Genomic DNA, 12834 nt, shown 5'->3' on the forward strand with positions numbered 1-12834 from the left:
CCTACCGCTCGGTACGCACCTCCTCTACTCTCCCCATTGCGCCAGTGTTCACTGGCGGAGTCGGCGGGGCCGGGACATCCGGACCGGCCGGCGGATTTCGCCGCAGGACTACGCGAGGCATGGAGGGGCGGGCAATGGCCGAACACGAGCATGTGCGGGTGGCGGTGATCGGGTCCGGGTTCGGCGGACTCGGCGCGGCCGTGCGGCTGCGCCGGGAGGGGATCACCGACTTCGTCGTCCTGGAACGGTCGGACAGCGTCGGCGGCACCTGGCGCGACAACAGCTATCCGGGGTGCGCCTGCGACGTGCCGTCCCACCTGTACTCGTTCTCCTTCGCGCCCAACCCCGACTGGCCGCGCGCCTTCTCCGGGCAGGAGCACATCCGCGCCTACCTGGAGCACGTCGCCGACGTCTTCCGCCTGCGCCCGCACATCCGCTTCGGCGCCGAGGTCGCGCGGATGACCTGGGACGCCGAGAAGCTGCGCTGGGACATCGAGACGGCGGGCGGGAACCTGTCGGCCGACGTCGTGGTCTCCGCGACCGGGCCGCTGTCCGACCCCAAGGTCCCGGACATCCCGGGCCTGGACTCCTTCCCCGGCAAGGTCTTCCACTCCGCCCGCTGGGACCACGACTACGACCTGCGCGGCAAGCGGGTCGCCATGGTCGGCACCGGCGCCTCCGCCATCCAGATCGTGCCGTCCATCCAGCCCGAGGTCGCCCACCTCACCCTCTTCCAGCGCACCGCGCCCTGGGTGATGCCGCGCGCCGACCGCGCCATCAGCGGCCTGGAGCGCCGGCTGCACCGCGCGCTGCCGTTCACCACGCAGCTGCGCCGCGGAGTGCTGTGGGGCATCCGGGAGTTGCAGGTCCAGGCGTTCACCAAGCACCCCAACGAGCTCGGCTTCGTCGAGAGGCTCGCCAAGGGCAACATGGCCCGCGCCGTCAAGGACCCGGCGCTGCGCGCCAAGCTCACGCCCGACTACCGCATCGGCTGCAAGCGGATCCTGCTGTCCAACACGTACTACCCGGCGCTCGCGCAGCCCAATGTGGACGTCGTCACCGGCGGGCTCGCCGAGGTCCGCGGCTCGACCCTGGTCGCCGCCGACGGCAGCGAGGCCGAGGTCGACGCGATCGTCTTCGGCACCGGCTTCCACGTCACCGACATGCCGATCGCCGACCGTGTGGTCGGCGCGGACGGCCGCACGCTGGCGGAGACCTGGAAGGGCGGGATGGAGGCGCTGCGCGGCGCGAGCGCGGCCGGTTTCCCGAACTGGATGACCATCATCGGGCCCAACACCGGCCTCGGGAACTCGTCGATGATCCTCATGATCGAGTCCCAGCTGAACTACATGGCCGACTACCTGCGCCAGCTGAACGTCCTCGGCGGCCGCGCCGCCCTCGACGCCCGCCCGGACGCGGTGGGGGCGTGGAACCACATGGTGCAGGAGCGCATGAAGCGCACGGTGTGGAACACCGGCGGCTGCACCAGCTGGTACCTGGACGCCAGTGGCCGCAACACCACCATCTGGCCGGGTACGACGGCGGAGTTCCGGCGCGCCACCCGGCGGGTGGACCTCGCGGAGTACGAGGTGCTGCGGGCGCCCGCGCGGGACGCCGGCGAGGCGGCCGCCCCGGGCGGCACCGCGCGGGACGCCGGCCGGACCGCCGCTGCCGGTGGCGCCGCGCCCGACGCCGCCGGGACCTCGGCGCCCGCGGAGGTGGACGCGTGAGCCGTCCGACGCACGTGGTCCCGGACCCGTACGCCCCGCCCGCCCCCGCCCGCGAACTGACGGCCGTCTCCGCCGACGGCGCCCGGCTGCACGTCGAGGTGCACGGGCCCGCCGACGACCCGGCCGCCCCGGTGGTCGTCCTCGCCCACGGCTGGACCTGCTCCACGGCCTTCTGGGCCGCGCAGATCCGGGACCTGGCCGCCGACCACCGGGTCGTCGTCTACGACCAGCGCGGCCACGGCCGCAGCCCCGCGAGCCCGGCGTGCAGCACGGACGCGCTCGCCGACGACCTCGAAGCGGTGCTCGCGGCGACCCTCGCGCCCGGCGAGAAGGCCGTCGTCGCCGGGCACTCGATGGGCGGCATGACCGTGCTGGCCGCGGCCGGGCGGCCCCGCTTCCAGGAACACGCGGCGGCGGTCCTGCTGTGCAGCACGGGCAGTTCGCGGCTGGTCGCCGAGTCGACCGTCGTACCGATCCGGGCCGGGAGGCTGCGGACCTGGCTGACCCGGAACGTGCTCGGCTCCCGGGCGCCGCTCGGACCGGTCACGCCGCTCGCCCGGCGGATCCTCAAGTACGCCACGATGGGCGCCGGTTCGGCGCCGCACATGGTCGAGGCCTGCGCGCGGATCGTGCACGCCTGCCCGCGGCGGGTGCGGCACGCCTGGTCGCAGGTGCTCGCCGCGCTCGATCTCGACCACGGCGTGAGGGAGTTGCGGGTTCCGACGGCGGTGGTGGTGGGCACGGCCGACCGGCTGACCCCGCCGGTGCACGCGCGGGCGCTGGCCGCGGCGCTGCCGCTGTGCGTCGGGCTGACGGAGCTGCCCGGACTCGGCCACATGACGCCGGTGGAGGCTCCCGAGGCGGTCACGGGCCGCATCCGGGAACTGGTCACCGCGCACGCGGTACCGGACACGGCGAAGAACACCGACGAGGCAGGGATCAGGGAGGGCGCATGAGCAGGGTGAGCCTGGAGGGGCAGGTCGCGGTCGTCACCGGCGCGGCTCGGGGGGTCGGCGAGTTGCTCGCGCGCAAGCTGTCCGCGCGCGGCGCGAAGGTCGCCCTGGTCGGCCTCGAACCGGACGAGCTGAAGCAGGTGTCGGCGCGGCTGCACGGCGAGAGCGCCCACTGGTACGCCGACGTCACCGACCACGAGGCGATGAGCCGGGTCGCCGCGGAGGTCAAGGAACGGTTCGGGAAGGTCGACATCGTGGTCGCCAACGCCGGTGTGGCGACCGGCGGCCCGTTCGTCGACTCCGACCCGGAGTCCTGGCGGCGGGTGATCGAGGTGAACCTGATCGGGTCGGCGGTGACCGGCCGGGCGTTCCTGCCGGTGCTGACGGAGAGCCGGGGCTATCTGCTCCAGATCGCCTCGCTCGCGGCGATCACCCCGGCGCCGATGATGACGGCGTACTGCGCGTCCAAGTCGGGCGTGGAGGCGTACGCGCACAGCCTGCGGGCCGAAGTCGGCTACCGGGGCGTGCGGGTGGGCGTCGCCTACCTGTCGTGGACCGACACGGACATGGTGCGCGGCGCCGATCAGGACGACGTCATGCGGGAGTTGCGGCAGCGGCTGCCGTGGCCGTCCAACAAGACCTATCCGCTGGGTCCCGCGGTGGACCGGATCGTGGCCGGGATCGAGCGCCGGGCCGCCCATGTGTACGGGCAGTGGTGGCTGCGCGGGATGCAGGGGGTGCGCGGGTATCTGCCGGGGCTGATCGGGACGGTGGGACAGCGGGAGATGCGGCGGTTCGCGGACCGGCTGGCAGGGATGCGAACGGGGCTGGTCGGGGCGGGTGGTGCGGCCGACGAACAGCAGCGCATCACACACCGTGACTGATCGACATGCGCAGGGTCACCGCCCATGTGAATCTGGTCGAGCCCGATCCCCTCACCCACTTTGGGAGTGAAACCGCATGGGCATGAAGGACAAGTACCAGGACCAGGCCGAGCAGCGGCAGCAGCAGGGCAAGCAGAAGGCCGGCGAGGCCCGCGAGAAGGCGGGGCAGCACGCGGGGCAGCACCCGGGCCAGCACGCGGGCCAGCAGCGCGAGCGCTCCTCCGAGCACCGTGAGCGTGGCCGCCAGGGTGGCGAGCACCCGCGGGACGAGATGGAGGACCGCTTCGACCAGGACTACGACGCCTAGTCGCTGCGTTCGGCTTCGGCCGTGAAGCGTGGGGTGCCCCTTGCCGGTTGGGGTGCCCCACGTTCGGGTTTTCCCTCCGGGGGCGTGGGGGCGCTGTCCTGAGCGCGTGTTTCGCCCGGTGCCCGGCGTTGATGGCTGTGCCCACCCTCCCCCAAGGACCTCCGACAAGCTCCGGTCCAGGGGGGACCCCCATCGCCCTGCGGAACGACTGCCCACAGCGGGGGAACGGCTGCCCACAGGGGGGAGTTTGCCCGCAGCCGGGCGCAGCCGGGCGCAGCGGTCGACAGCGGGCTACGGCGTGGAGCGCGGCGGGAGGGCGGGGCGGGAGAGGGTGGGGATGTTGTGGTGGGGCGGGGGAGTGGCCGGGGGGTTGGTGGCGAGGAGGTCCAGGGCCAGTTCGACGGCGTCGTCGAGTTGGGCGTGGCGGCCCTCGGCCCAGTCCAGGGGGGTGCGCAGGACCTCGAGGTCGGGGGCGACGCCGTGGTTCTCCACGGACCAGCCGTAGGCGTCGAACCAGGCCGCGTTCATCGGCACCGTGATCACCGTGCCGTCGCCCAGGCGGTGCCGGCCGGTCATGCCGACCACACCGCCCCAGGTGCGCTGCCCGACGACCGGTCCGAGCTTCAGCAGTTTGAAGGCCGCGGTGATCATGTCGCCGTCGGAGGAGGTCGCCTCGTCGGCGAGGGCAACGAGGGGACCCCTGGGCGCGTTCGAGGTGTACGACACCGGCTCGGCGTACCGGGTCAGGTCCCAGCCCAGGATCGTACGGGTCAGCTTCTCGACGACCAGTTCGCTGATGTGGCCGCCCGCGTTGCCGCGCACGTCGACGATCAGCGCCGGCAGCGACACCTCCTTGCGCAGGTCCCGGTTGAACTGCGCCCAGCCCGAACCGCCCATGTCGGGGATGTGCAGATAGCCGCACCGGCCGCCGCTCACCTCGCGCACGACCTCGCGGCGTTTGGCCACCCAGTCCTGGTAGCGCAGCGGCCGCTCGTCGACGAGGGGGACCACTGCGACCCGGCGTGGCGGTCCGGCGCCCCCGGCGGGCGAGAAGGTGAGCTCCACCGTCGTACCGCCGGAGCCCGCGAGCAGCGGGTACGGGCCCGCGACCGGGTCCACCGGGCGGCCGTCCACGTGGGTCAGGACCGCCCCCTCGCGAATCCCGGTGCCCGCCAGCGGTGAACGGGCCTTGGAGTCGGAGGAGTCGCCGGGCAGGATGCGCCTGACCGTCCAGCCGCCGTCCCGGCGCACCAGGTTGGCGCCCAGCAGCCCCTGGTGGCGCTGGTAGTGCGGCGGGCCCTCGTTGCGGCGGGCGGCCGTGACGTACGCGTGGGAGGTGCACAGTTCACCCAGCACCTCGCGGAGCAGATCGGCGAACTCGTCCGGTGAGCCGACCCGTTCGACCAGCGGGCGGTACTGCGCGAGCACCCCGTCCCAGTCGATGCCGCACATGCCCGGATCCCAGAAGTAGGCGCGGATCAGGCGGCCCGCCTCCTCGTACGACTGACGCCACTCGGCGGCCGGGTCGACGACGTGCAGGATCCGGCGTACGTCGATCCAGGTCGTGGAGTCGCTGTCGCCGATCTCGGTGGAGGGGACCGCGCGCAGCTCGCCCTCGTCGACCACGACCAGCCGGGTGCCGTCGCCGCTGACCGCGAACCAGTCGAGGTGGCCGACGAGTTCGTGCTTCTTCGCCTTGGTGAGGTTGAAGTACTCCAGCGTCGGCCGGCCGGTGGTGTCGTCCGGGTTCGCGAACGTCTCGCCCAGCGCGCCGGAGATCGGCCAGCGCAGCCAGACCAGGCCGCCGCCCGCGACCGGGTGCAGCGCCGAGTACTTGGAGGCGATGACCGGGAACGGGGTGACCCGGTTCGCCAGGCCCTCGACCTCCACGGTGACCGCGCCGGGCTCGCCGGTCTCCTCCTCCTCGGCCGGGTCGAGCCCGCCGGCCGCCGGGCGGCCCTCGGGGTTCAGCGCGAAGGGGGAGGGGGTCGCCGAGGACAGGGGGACGAGATAGGGCTTGCAGCCGAGCGGGAACGACAGGTCCCCGGTGTGCACGTCGTAGACCGGGTCGAAGCCGCGCCAGGACAGGAAGGCGAGGTAGCGGCCGTCCCGGGTGAAGACCGGGTTCTCGTCCTCGAAGCGGCCGTCGGTGACGTCGACGGTCAGGTGGTCCTTGATGCGGGCCATCTTGATCTGCCGGAGGGTGCGGCCGATGCCCGGATGCGACCAGGTCAGCCAGGCCCCGTCCGGGGAGAACGCGAGGTCGCGCACCGGGCCGTTGGCCGACCGGATCAACTCGGTGACCGTACCGCCCGGTTCACCGGCGGCACCCGGGTCCGTGGCCCCCTCCGCGCCGCCCTGCGCCCCCGCCTCCGCGCCTCCCTCCGCGCCGGTCTGCGCGCCGACCTGCGCGCCCGCCTCCTCCCGCACGTCGAGCAGGAGCAGCCGTCCGTCGTGGGAGGCGACGGCCAGTCGTTCGCCCTCGGGGTCGCAGACCATCTCCAGGACGCGGCCCAGGGCGCCCGAGGCGAGCCGGCGGGGCGCGCGGTCGCCGGTGGCGCGCGGCAGGAAGGTGATCTCGACGGCGTCCTCGCCCTCGGCGTCGGTGACATGGGCGACCCGGCCGGTCTCGCCGAGCATCTCCGGCAGCCGGACGCGGACGCCCGGGGTCTCGACGAGGGTGCGCGCGGGGCCGTCGCGGTGGGTGAGCCAGTACAGGGAGCCGCGGACGACGACGGCGCTGGCCCGGCCGGTGTCGTCGACCGAGATACCGTCCACGTGCTGGGCGGCCGGCACCTGGTAGGGGCGGCGGCCCGCCCGCGGCCCGCTCAACCGTACGTCCAGCCGGCGCGGTACCGAGTCGGGGGCGAGGCCGTCGACGATCCACAGATCGCCCGCGCACTGGTACACCACCCGGGTGCCGTCGGTGGAGGCGTGGCGGGCGTAGAAGGCGTCGTGGTCGGTGTGGCGGCGCAGGTCGGAGCCATCGGTTGCGCACGAGTAGAGGTTGCCGACGCCCTCGTGGTCGGAGAGGAAGGCGATCCGCCCGCCGACGGCCATGGGGGAGTCCAGATGGCCGCCGATGTCGGCGAGCAGCCGCTGCCCGTGCAGCCAGAGGCGGCCCATGGCGCCGCCCCGGTAGCGCTTCCAGGCGGCCGGTTCGTGCGGCGGGGTGCCGGTGAGCAGCAGGGTCTTCCGCTCGCCGGCGATGTCGGCCACCTGGATGTCGGAGACCGGGCCCCAGGGGAGCTGGTGGCCGGGGCCGCCGTCGGCGGGCACCTTGTAGGACCAGGTGAAGTAGGAGAAGGGCTCGCCGTGGGAGGTGACGGCGAGAATGTGGCTGTGCCCCTGCTCGTCGGGCGCGCTCCAGCCGCAGACCCGCGTGTCCGAGCTGCCCCAGTACGTCAGCTGCCGGGCCGGACCGCCGTCGACCGGGACCAGGTGGATCTCGGGCACCAGGCTGCGCCAGCTCGTGTACGCGATGGCGCTGCCGTCGGGGGAGAAGCGGGGGTGGCCGGCCTTGGTGCGGTCCACGGTGAGCCGCCAGGCGCGCTCGGCCCCGTCGAGCGGCGCGAGCCAGAGGTCGTCCTCGGACACGAAGCACAGCAGGTCGCCGCTCAGGTGCGGCAGGCGCAGATAGCTCACCTCCCCATGCTTCGCCGGGGCATGGGGAGGAGCAACTTGTGGAAAAGCGACAGGTGTGACCGAGGGCGTCGGCGCCGCCTCGGCGCCCGGCTTCACTCACCGGCCTGTCGTCACCGGCCTCTCCTCACCGGCCCGTCGTCACCCGCCTCTTCTCACCCGCCTCTTCTCACCGGCCTCCGTCCCACGTGGCGGAATTCGCTCGTGACGGCCGGGGCCCGGCGGCTAGCCTGCCGGTCATGAGCACGTCTTCCGAGTCGGGAGCCCACCCGCGTTTCGCCGAGGCCCTGCGGGAGCGGGGACTCGCGGACCTGATCGGCGAGGTCCGGCGGTTCCCGGACGGGGCGCGGACCGCCGCCGAGGCCGCCGCCGCGATCGGCTGCGAGCTGAGCCGGATCTGCAAGTCGCTGATCTTCGCCGCGGACTCCGTGCCGGTGCTGGTACTCATGGACGGCGCCTCTCGCGTGGACGTCGAGCGGGTGCGGCGGGAACTCGGCGCCGAGCGGGTGACCCGGGCGAGGGCGGACGTCGTCCGCGAGACGACGGGGTACGCCATCGGCGGCGTCCCGCCCTTCGGGCACCGCACGCGGACCCGGGTGCTCGCCGACCGGTCGTTGCTGGAGCACGACGTCGTGTGGGCCGCCGCCGGCACGCCCCACGCCGTCTTCCCCATGGCGCCGAAGGAGCTGGTCGCCCAGGCCGGCGGCACCCTGGTGGACGTGCGCGAGCGCACCTCGTGACACCCCTCGTCACCGCGGCCGTCCTGCTGGCCGCCGTCACCCACGCCGGCTGGAACGCGATCGCCCACCGCATCACGGACAAGCTCGTCGGCTTCACGCTGATCGCGGGCGGGGGCGTGCTGATCGGGCTGGCCCTGGCGCCGTTCGCCGCGCCGCCGGCGGCCCGGGCGTGGCCGTACCTGGTCTGCTCGGCCGCCATCCACGTCGTCTACTACGCCCTGCTGATGACGTCGTTCCGGCTGGGCGACTTCGGGCAGGTCTACCCCCTCGCGCGCGGCTCCGCCCCGCTGGTGGTCACCGCGCTCGCGGCCGTCTTCGCGCACGAAGTGCCCGACCGCTGGGCGGCCACCGGCATCGCGGTGTCCTGCGCCGGGCTGACCGGCGTCGCCCTGTGGGGGCTGCGCGGGCACCGGCCGCACTGGGCGGCGATCGGGGCGGCGCTCGCGACGGGGCTGACCATCGCGGCGTACACGGTCGTCGACGGGCTCGGCGTACGGGCCTCGGGGTCGCCCCTGGGATACGTCGCGTGGCTGATGGCGATCCAGGGGGTCGCGATCCCGGTCTACGCGGCCTGGCGGTGGCGCGGGCGGACGGTCGGCCTGCTACGGCCGTTCGCCGCCGTGGGGCTGCTCGGCGCCGCGCTGTCCGTGGCGGCGTACGGGCTGGTGCTGTGGGCGCAGACGAAGGCGGAACTCGCGCCGATCGCGGCGCTGCGGGAGTCCTCGATCCTGGTCGGCGCGGCGATCGGGGCGGTGTTCTTCAAGGAGCGCTTCGGGGCGCCGCGCATCGCGGCGGCGGGGCTGCTGGTCGTCGGCATCGGCCTGATGCTGCACGCGGGCTGACCGGGCGGCCCCGCGCGGGCTCCGGGCCGTCCTCTTGGGTGCGCGGGTGGCGTGCGAGGGGCACTCTGGAAGCAGATGTTCCGGAGGTGACCGTCATGATGCACACCACTGTGGGATGGCATATCGAGCTGGAATTCGAGGAGGACGAGACGCACACGCGGGCGGCGGCGCTCGTGCGCCTGCCCGACGGGTCCGAGGTACGGGGCCACGGCCGGGCCAGCCGGCACTACACCGACACCAATCAGCCGCGGGTCGGCGAGGAGATCGCCGGAGCCCGCGCCCTCAACGACATCGTCATGGAACTGCTGACCAAGGCGCACGGGGAGATCGACCAGGCGTCCGGGCACACCTCGCACCCGATCCACGTCTGACCGGTCCGGGCAGGCCCTACGCGAGGGACGTCAGGGACGCCCGTACCGCACCGATCAGCGCCTGCGCCCTCGGGTCCGCCGTCACACTCGTGCGGAAGCCGTTGGTGACGTAACCGAAGGCGATGCCCGACTCCGGGTCGGCGAAGCCGAGGGCGCCGCCCCGGCCCGGGTGGCCGAAGGACCCCGGTCCGAGGAGGGGAGAGGCGCTGCCGTGCAGCATGTACCCGAGGCCGAACCGCGTGTTCACCACGAGCACGCGGTCCGGCCCGAAGGAGTGCTCCGCGCGGGCGAGTTCCATGGTCGCCGGGGTGAACAGGCGCCGTCCGCCGTCCACTTCGCCGATCAGCGCGGCGTAGAAACGGGCGAGGCCGTCGGCGGTGGCGATGCCGTTGGAGGCGGGCAGCGCGGCGGCCCGGTAGGCGGGTTCGTTCTCGTCCGGCAGCGGGCTGATCGCCGCGAACGCGCGCCGGGTCAGCGACCCGGGGTCGGCGTACGCCTCGGCCACCGACCGCTTGGGACGGGTCCGCAGTTCGCCCGCGGACCGCGGGGCCTCGGTCTGCCCCACCCGGCCCGCACGCCCGGTCTCGCGCTCCGGCAGCCCGACCCACAGGTCCGCCCCGGCCGGCTCCGCGATCTCGCGCGCGATCCACTCGCCGATCGGGCGGCCGGTCACCCGCAGGACCAGCTCGCCCGTCAGCCAGCTGTACGTCTGTGCGTGGTAGCCGTGGTCCGTGCCCGGCTCCCACACCGGGGCCTGCGCCGCCACGGCGGCGGCACCGAGCACCGGATCGGCGGCCTGCTCCGGGGTCAGCGGACGTTCCAGCACCGGCACACCGGCGCGGTGCGCGAGCAGGTCGCGGACGCGGGTGCGCTCCTTGCCGGCCGTCTTGTACTCGGGCCAGTACGCCCCCACCGGCGCGTCCAGGTCCAGCTCCCCGCGCTGGTGCAGCAGCAGGAGTACGGCGGCGGCGACACCCTTGGTCGCCGAGCGCACGATCTGGGCGGTGCCCCGCTCCCAGGGAGCCGAACCGTCGACGTCCTTCGTGCCGCCCCACAGGTCGACGACCTTGTGCCCGTCCCGGTACACGGCCACCGCCGCGCCCCGGTCGCCCAGCCGGTCGAAGTTGGCCGCGAACGCCTCCCCGACCGGCTCGAAGCCCCCGGCCACTGTGCCGTGCACGTCCACGCCCGCGTCCCTCCCTCTGCCTTGCCTACGACATCGAGCGCAACACGGTGGTCCAGCCTGCGATTCCTGTGTGGCGCCCGCAGGGCACGATCGTTACCGCGATGTTGCCGGGCCGGCCGGGGGCGCAGCCGTTCCGGCCGCGGTGCGCCCGGCGGCCCCCCGGTCAACGGCCCCGACGATCTGCCCCGGTCAGCGGACCCGGTCCGCCGCCCGGTCGGCGCGCCGCGCGAGCCGCCACAGCTCCTCGCGCAGCCGCTCGGCCTCCGCCGTGTCCAGCTCCGCCGCCGCCAGCATGGCGCCCGGCACCCGCTCCGCCCGCTCCCGCAACTCCTCGCCCCGCCCGGTGACCGAGACCAGCACCGACCGCTCGTCGCGCGCCGAGCGCTCCCGGCTCACCAGGCCCGCGGCCTCCAGGCGCTTCAGCAGCGGCGACACCGTGCCGTAGTCGAGACGCAGGGCCGCGGCCAGTTCCTTCACCGTCGTCTCGCCGCGCTCCCAGAGCACCAGCAGCACCAGGTACTGGGGATAGGTGAGCCCCAGCTCGTCGAGGAGCGGCCGGTACGCGGCGGTCACCGCGCGCTGTGCCGCGTACAGCGCGAAGCACAGCTGGTGGTCCAGGAGCAGCGACCCGGCTGCCCCCTGGTTCTCGTCCCGGTTCGTCACGCGCCCATTGTCACGGAGCGCGGGTCGAATCCGAAGGGCAGCTCCAGCCGGTGGGCGCCCATCAGCGCCTCGTCGGAGAGGAGTTCGCCGGTCGGGCCGTCCGCGGCGATCACGCCGTCGCTGAGGATCAGCGAGCGCGGGCACAACTCCAGCGCGTACGGCAGGTCGTGGGTGACCATGAGGACCGTCACGTCCAGCGAGCGCAGGATGTCGGCCAGTTCGCGGCGCGAGGCCGGGTCGAGGTTGGAGGACGGCTCGTCCAGCACCAGGATCTCCGGCTCCATGGCGAGCACGGTCGCCACCGCCACCCGGCGGCGCTGGCCGAACGACAGGTGGTGCGGCGGGCGTTCGGCGAAGTCCGCCATGCCGACCCGCTCCAGCGCGGTGCGCACCCGGTCCTCCAGTGCCGCCCCCTTCAGTCCTGCCGCCGCCGGGCCGAACGCCACGTCCTCCCGCACGGTCGGCATGAACAACTGGTCGTCCGGGTCCTGGAAGACGATGCCGACCTTCTGCCGGATCTCGGCCATGTGCGCGCGCCCTACGGGCAGTCCGGCCACCGTGACGGTGCCGGTCCCGCCGCTCAGGATGCCGTTGAGGTGCAGCACGAGGGTGGTCTTGCCGGCGCCGTTCGGGCCGAGCAGGGCGACCCGCTCACCGCGCGCGATGCGGAAGTCCACGCCGAACAGGGCCTGGTGGCCGTCGGGGTAGGCGAAGGCGAGGCCGGAGACCTCCAGGGAGGCGGGGGAAGCGGCAGTCACAGGATCCATCCCAGCAGACAGACGAGGAGGGCGGAGAATGGGAGGGCGAGGGCGTACGACCACTGCGCCCGGGAGGCGGTCACCTCGTCGATCACCGGCATGGCACCGGCGTAGCCGCGGCTGACCATGGCCAGGTGGACCCGCTCGCCGCGCTCGTAGGAGCGGATGAACAGCGCGCCCGCCGACTTCGCGAGCACGCCCCAGTGGCGGATCCCGCGCGCCTCGAAGCCGCGCGACTCCCGGGCGATCCGCATCCGCCGCATCTCGTCGGTGATGACGTCGCCGTAGCGGATCATGAAGGAGGCGATCTGCACGAGCAGCGGCGGGAGCCTGAGGCGCTGCAGGCCGAGGAGGAGTTCGCGCAGTTCGGTGGTGGCGGCGAGCAGGACCGAGGCGGCGACGCCGAGGGTGCCCTTGGCCAGCACGTTCCAGGCGCCCCACAGGCCGTGCACGCTCAGCGACAGCCCGAGGACGTGCACCCGCTCGCCCTCCGCCACGAACGGCATGAGCACCGCGAAGGCCACGAACGGCACCTCGATCAGCAGCCGCCGCAGCAGGAAACCGGCCGGCACCCGGGCCGCGTACGCGACGAGGGCCAGCAGGACGGCGTAGAGGGCGAAGGCCCACATCGCCTCGCGCGGAGTCGAGACGACCACGACCACGAAGGCGAAGGCCGCGGCGAGCTTGGTGTGCGGCGGCAGGCCGTGCACGGGTGAGTGCCCGTGCCGGTAGAGCTTGTGCGTGTGCCCGGCGCCCAT

At 73.8% G+C, this 12834-nt stretch carries 12 protein-coding genes; 7 read left to right on the forward strand and 5 right to left on the reverse strand.

The genetic code is table 11. The features are described from left to right. Nucleotides 1-134 precede the first annotated feature (134 nt). The 4 genes from ACIQ9G_RS24875 (at nucleotide 135) to ACIQ9G_RS24890 (ending at nucleotide 3874) form a co-directional block, all read left to right on the forward strand. The gene (locus ACIQ9G_RS24875; protein ID WP_403613318.1) at nucleotides 135-1730 is read left to right on the forward strand and encodes a flavin-containing monooxygenase; all 1596 of its coding nucleotides are present in this window, start codon (nucleotides 135-137) and stop codon (nucleotides 1728-1730) included. Further along, complete coding sequence (locus tag ACIQ9G_RS24880; RefSeq protein WP_403613321.1) at nucleotides 1727-2686, forward strand: alpha/beta fold hydrolase; 960 nt, start codon at nucleotides 1727-1729, stop codon at nucleotides 2684-2686. The genes ACIQ9G_RS24875 and ACIQ9G_RS24880 overlap by 4 nt, the downstream gene beginning before the upstream one ends. After that, a complete protein-coding gene (locus ACIQ9G_RS24885) occupies nucleotides 2683-3567 on the forward strand; it encodes an SDR family oxidoreductase (RefSeq protein WP_403613323.1) in 885 nt (294 codons plus the stop codon). The genes ACIQ9G_RS24880 and ACIQ9G_RS24885 overlap by 4 nt, the downstream gene beginning before the upstream one ends. A 76-nt stretch (nucleotides 3568-3643) precedes the next feature. Next, the gene (locus tag ACIQ9G_RS24890) at nucleotides 3644-3874 is read left to right on the forward strand and encodes a hypothetical protein (protein ID WP_403613325.1); all 231 of its coding nucleotides are present in this window, start codon (nucleotides 3644-3646) and stop codon (nucleotides 3872-3874) included. A 291-nt stretch (nucleotides 3875-4165) separates the two neighbouring features. Here the strand turns inward: ACIQ9G_RS24890 and ACIQ9G_RS24895 are convergent, their stop codons facing one another. After that, nucleotides 4166-7519 (reverse strand): S41 family peptidase, encoded by a 3354-nt coding sequence (locus ACIQ9G_RS24895; protein WP_403613328.1) that lies wholly within the window; start codon nucleotides 7517-7519, stop codon nucleotides 4166-4168. A gap of 236 nt (nucleotides 7520-7755) precedes the next feature. Between ACIQ9G_RS24895 and ACIQ9G_RS24900 the strand changes: the two genes are divergently transcribed. The 3 genes from ACIQ9G_RS24900 to ACIQ9G_RS24910 all read left to right on the forward strand — a co-directional run bounded on the left by ACIQ9G_RS24900 (nucleotide 7756) and on the right by ACIQ9G_RS24910 (nucleotide 9469). Continuing rightward, nucleotides 7756-8256 carry a YbaK/EbsC family protein gene (locus ACIQ9G_RS24900; protein ID WP_403613331.1) on the forward strand — a complete coding sequence of 167 codons (501 nt, stop codon included), beginning with the start codon at nucleotides 7756-7758 and terminating at the stop codon, nucleotides 8254-8256. Then, nucleotides 8253-9098, forward strand: coding sequence for an EamA family transporter (locus tag ACIQ9G_RS24905; RefSeq protein ID WP_403613333.1), 846 nt, complete (start codon nucleotides 8253-8255; stop codon nucleotides 9096-9098). Before ACIQ9G_RS24900 ends, ACIQ9G_RS24905 begins: the two co-directional genes overlap by 4 nt. A 95-nt stretch (nucleotides 9099-9193) precedes the next feature. Beyond that, nucleotides 9194-9469, forward strand: coding sequence for a DUF1876 domain-containing protein (locus tag ACIQ9G_RS24910; protein ID WP_403613336.1), 276 nt, complete (start codon nucleotides 9194-9196; stop codon nucleotides 9467-9469). A gap of 16 nt (nucleotides 9470-9485) precedes the next feature. Here ACIQ9G_RS24910 and ACIQ9G_RS24915 read toward each other — a convergent pair whose 3' ends face one another. From ACIQ9G_RS24915 to cbiQ, 4 genes are all read right to left on the reverse strand, one after another. Then, on the reverse strand, nucleotides 9486-10655 hold the full coding sequence (locus ACIQ9G_RS24915; protein ID WP_403613338.1) for a serine hydrolase domain-containing protein: 1170 nt from the start codon (nucleotides 10653-10655) through the stop codon (nucleotides 9486-9488). Nucleotides 10656-10844: 189 nt separating this feature from the next. After that, nucleotides 10845-11318 (reverse strand): MarR family winged helix-turn-helix transcriptional regulator, encoded by a 474-nt coding sequence (locus ACIQ9G_RS24920; protein WP_403613340.1) that lies wholly within the window; start codon nucleotides 11316-11318, stop codon nucleotides 10845-10847. Further along, on the reverse strand, nucleotides 11315-12085 hold the full coding sequence (locus ACIQ9G_RS24925; protein ID WP_403613342.1) for an energy-coupling factor ABC transporter ATP-binding protein: 771 nt from the start codon (nucleotides 12083-12085) through the stop codon (nucleotides 11315-11317). The genes ACIQ9G_RS24920 and ACIQ9G_RS24925 overlap by 4 nt, the downstream gene beginning before the upstream one ends. Continuing rightward, nucleotides 12073-12834 carry a cobalt ECF transporter T component CbiQ gene (gene cbiQ, locus ACIQ9G_RS24930; RefSeq protein WP_403613345.1) on the reverse strand — a complete coding sequence of 254 codons (762 nt, stop codon included), beginning with the start codon at nucleotides 12832-12834 and terminating at the stop codon, nucleotides 12073-12075. Before cbiQ ends, ACIQ9G_RS24925 begins: the two co-directional genes overlap by 13 nt.

It is taken from the genome of Streptomyces sp. NPDC096152 (genome assembly GCF_044763235.1).
Taxonomy (GTDB): Bacteria; Actinomycetota; Actinomycetes; order Streptomycetales; family Streptomycetaceae; genus Streptomyces.

Bases quoted from the DNA above. Each gene is read 5' to 3' on its own strand.
- ACIQ9G_RS24890 (WP_403613325.1), top strand. From the start codon at position 3,644: ATGGGCATGAAGGACAAGTACCAGGACCAGGCCGAGCAGCGGCAGCAG.
- cbiQ (WP_403613345.1), bottom strand. From the start codon at position 12,834: ATGGGCGCCGGGCACACGCACAAGCTCTACCGGCACGGGCACTCACCC.
- ACIQ9G_RS24885 (WP_403613323.1), top strand. From the start codon at position 2,683: ATGAGCAGGGTGAGCCTGGAGGGGCAGGTCGCGGTCGTCACCGGCGCG.
- ACIQ9G_RS24925 (WP_403613342.1), bottom strand. From the start codon at position 12,085: ATGGATCCTGTGACTGCCGCTTCCCCCGCCTCCCTGGAGGTCTCCGGC.
- ACIQ9G_RS24910 (WP_403613336.1), top strand. From the start codon at position 9,194: ATGATGCACACCACTGTGGGATGGCATATCGAGCTGGAATTCGAGGAG.
- ACIQ9G_RS24900 (WP_403613331.1), top strand. From the start codon at position 7,756: ATGAGCACGTCTTCCGAGTCGGGAGCCCACCCGCGTTTCGCCGAGGCC.
- ACIQ9G_RS24875 (WP_403613318.1), top strand. From the start codon at position 135: ATGGCCGAACACGAGCATGTGCGGGTGGCGGTGATCGGGTCCGGGTTC.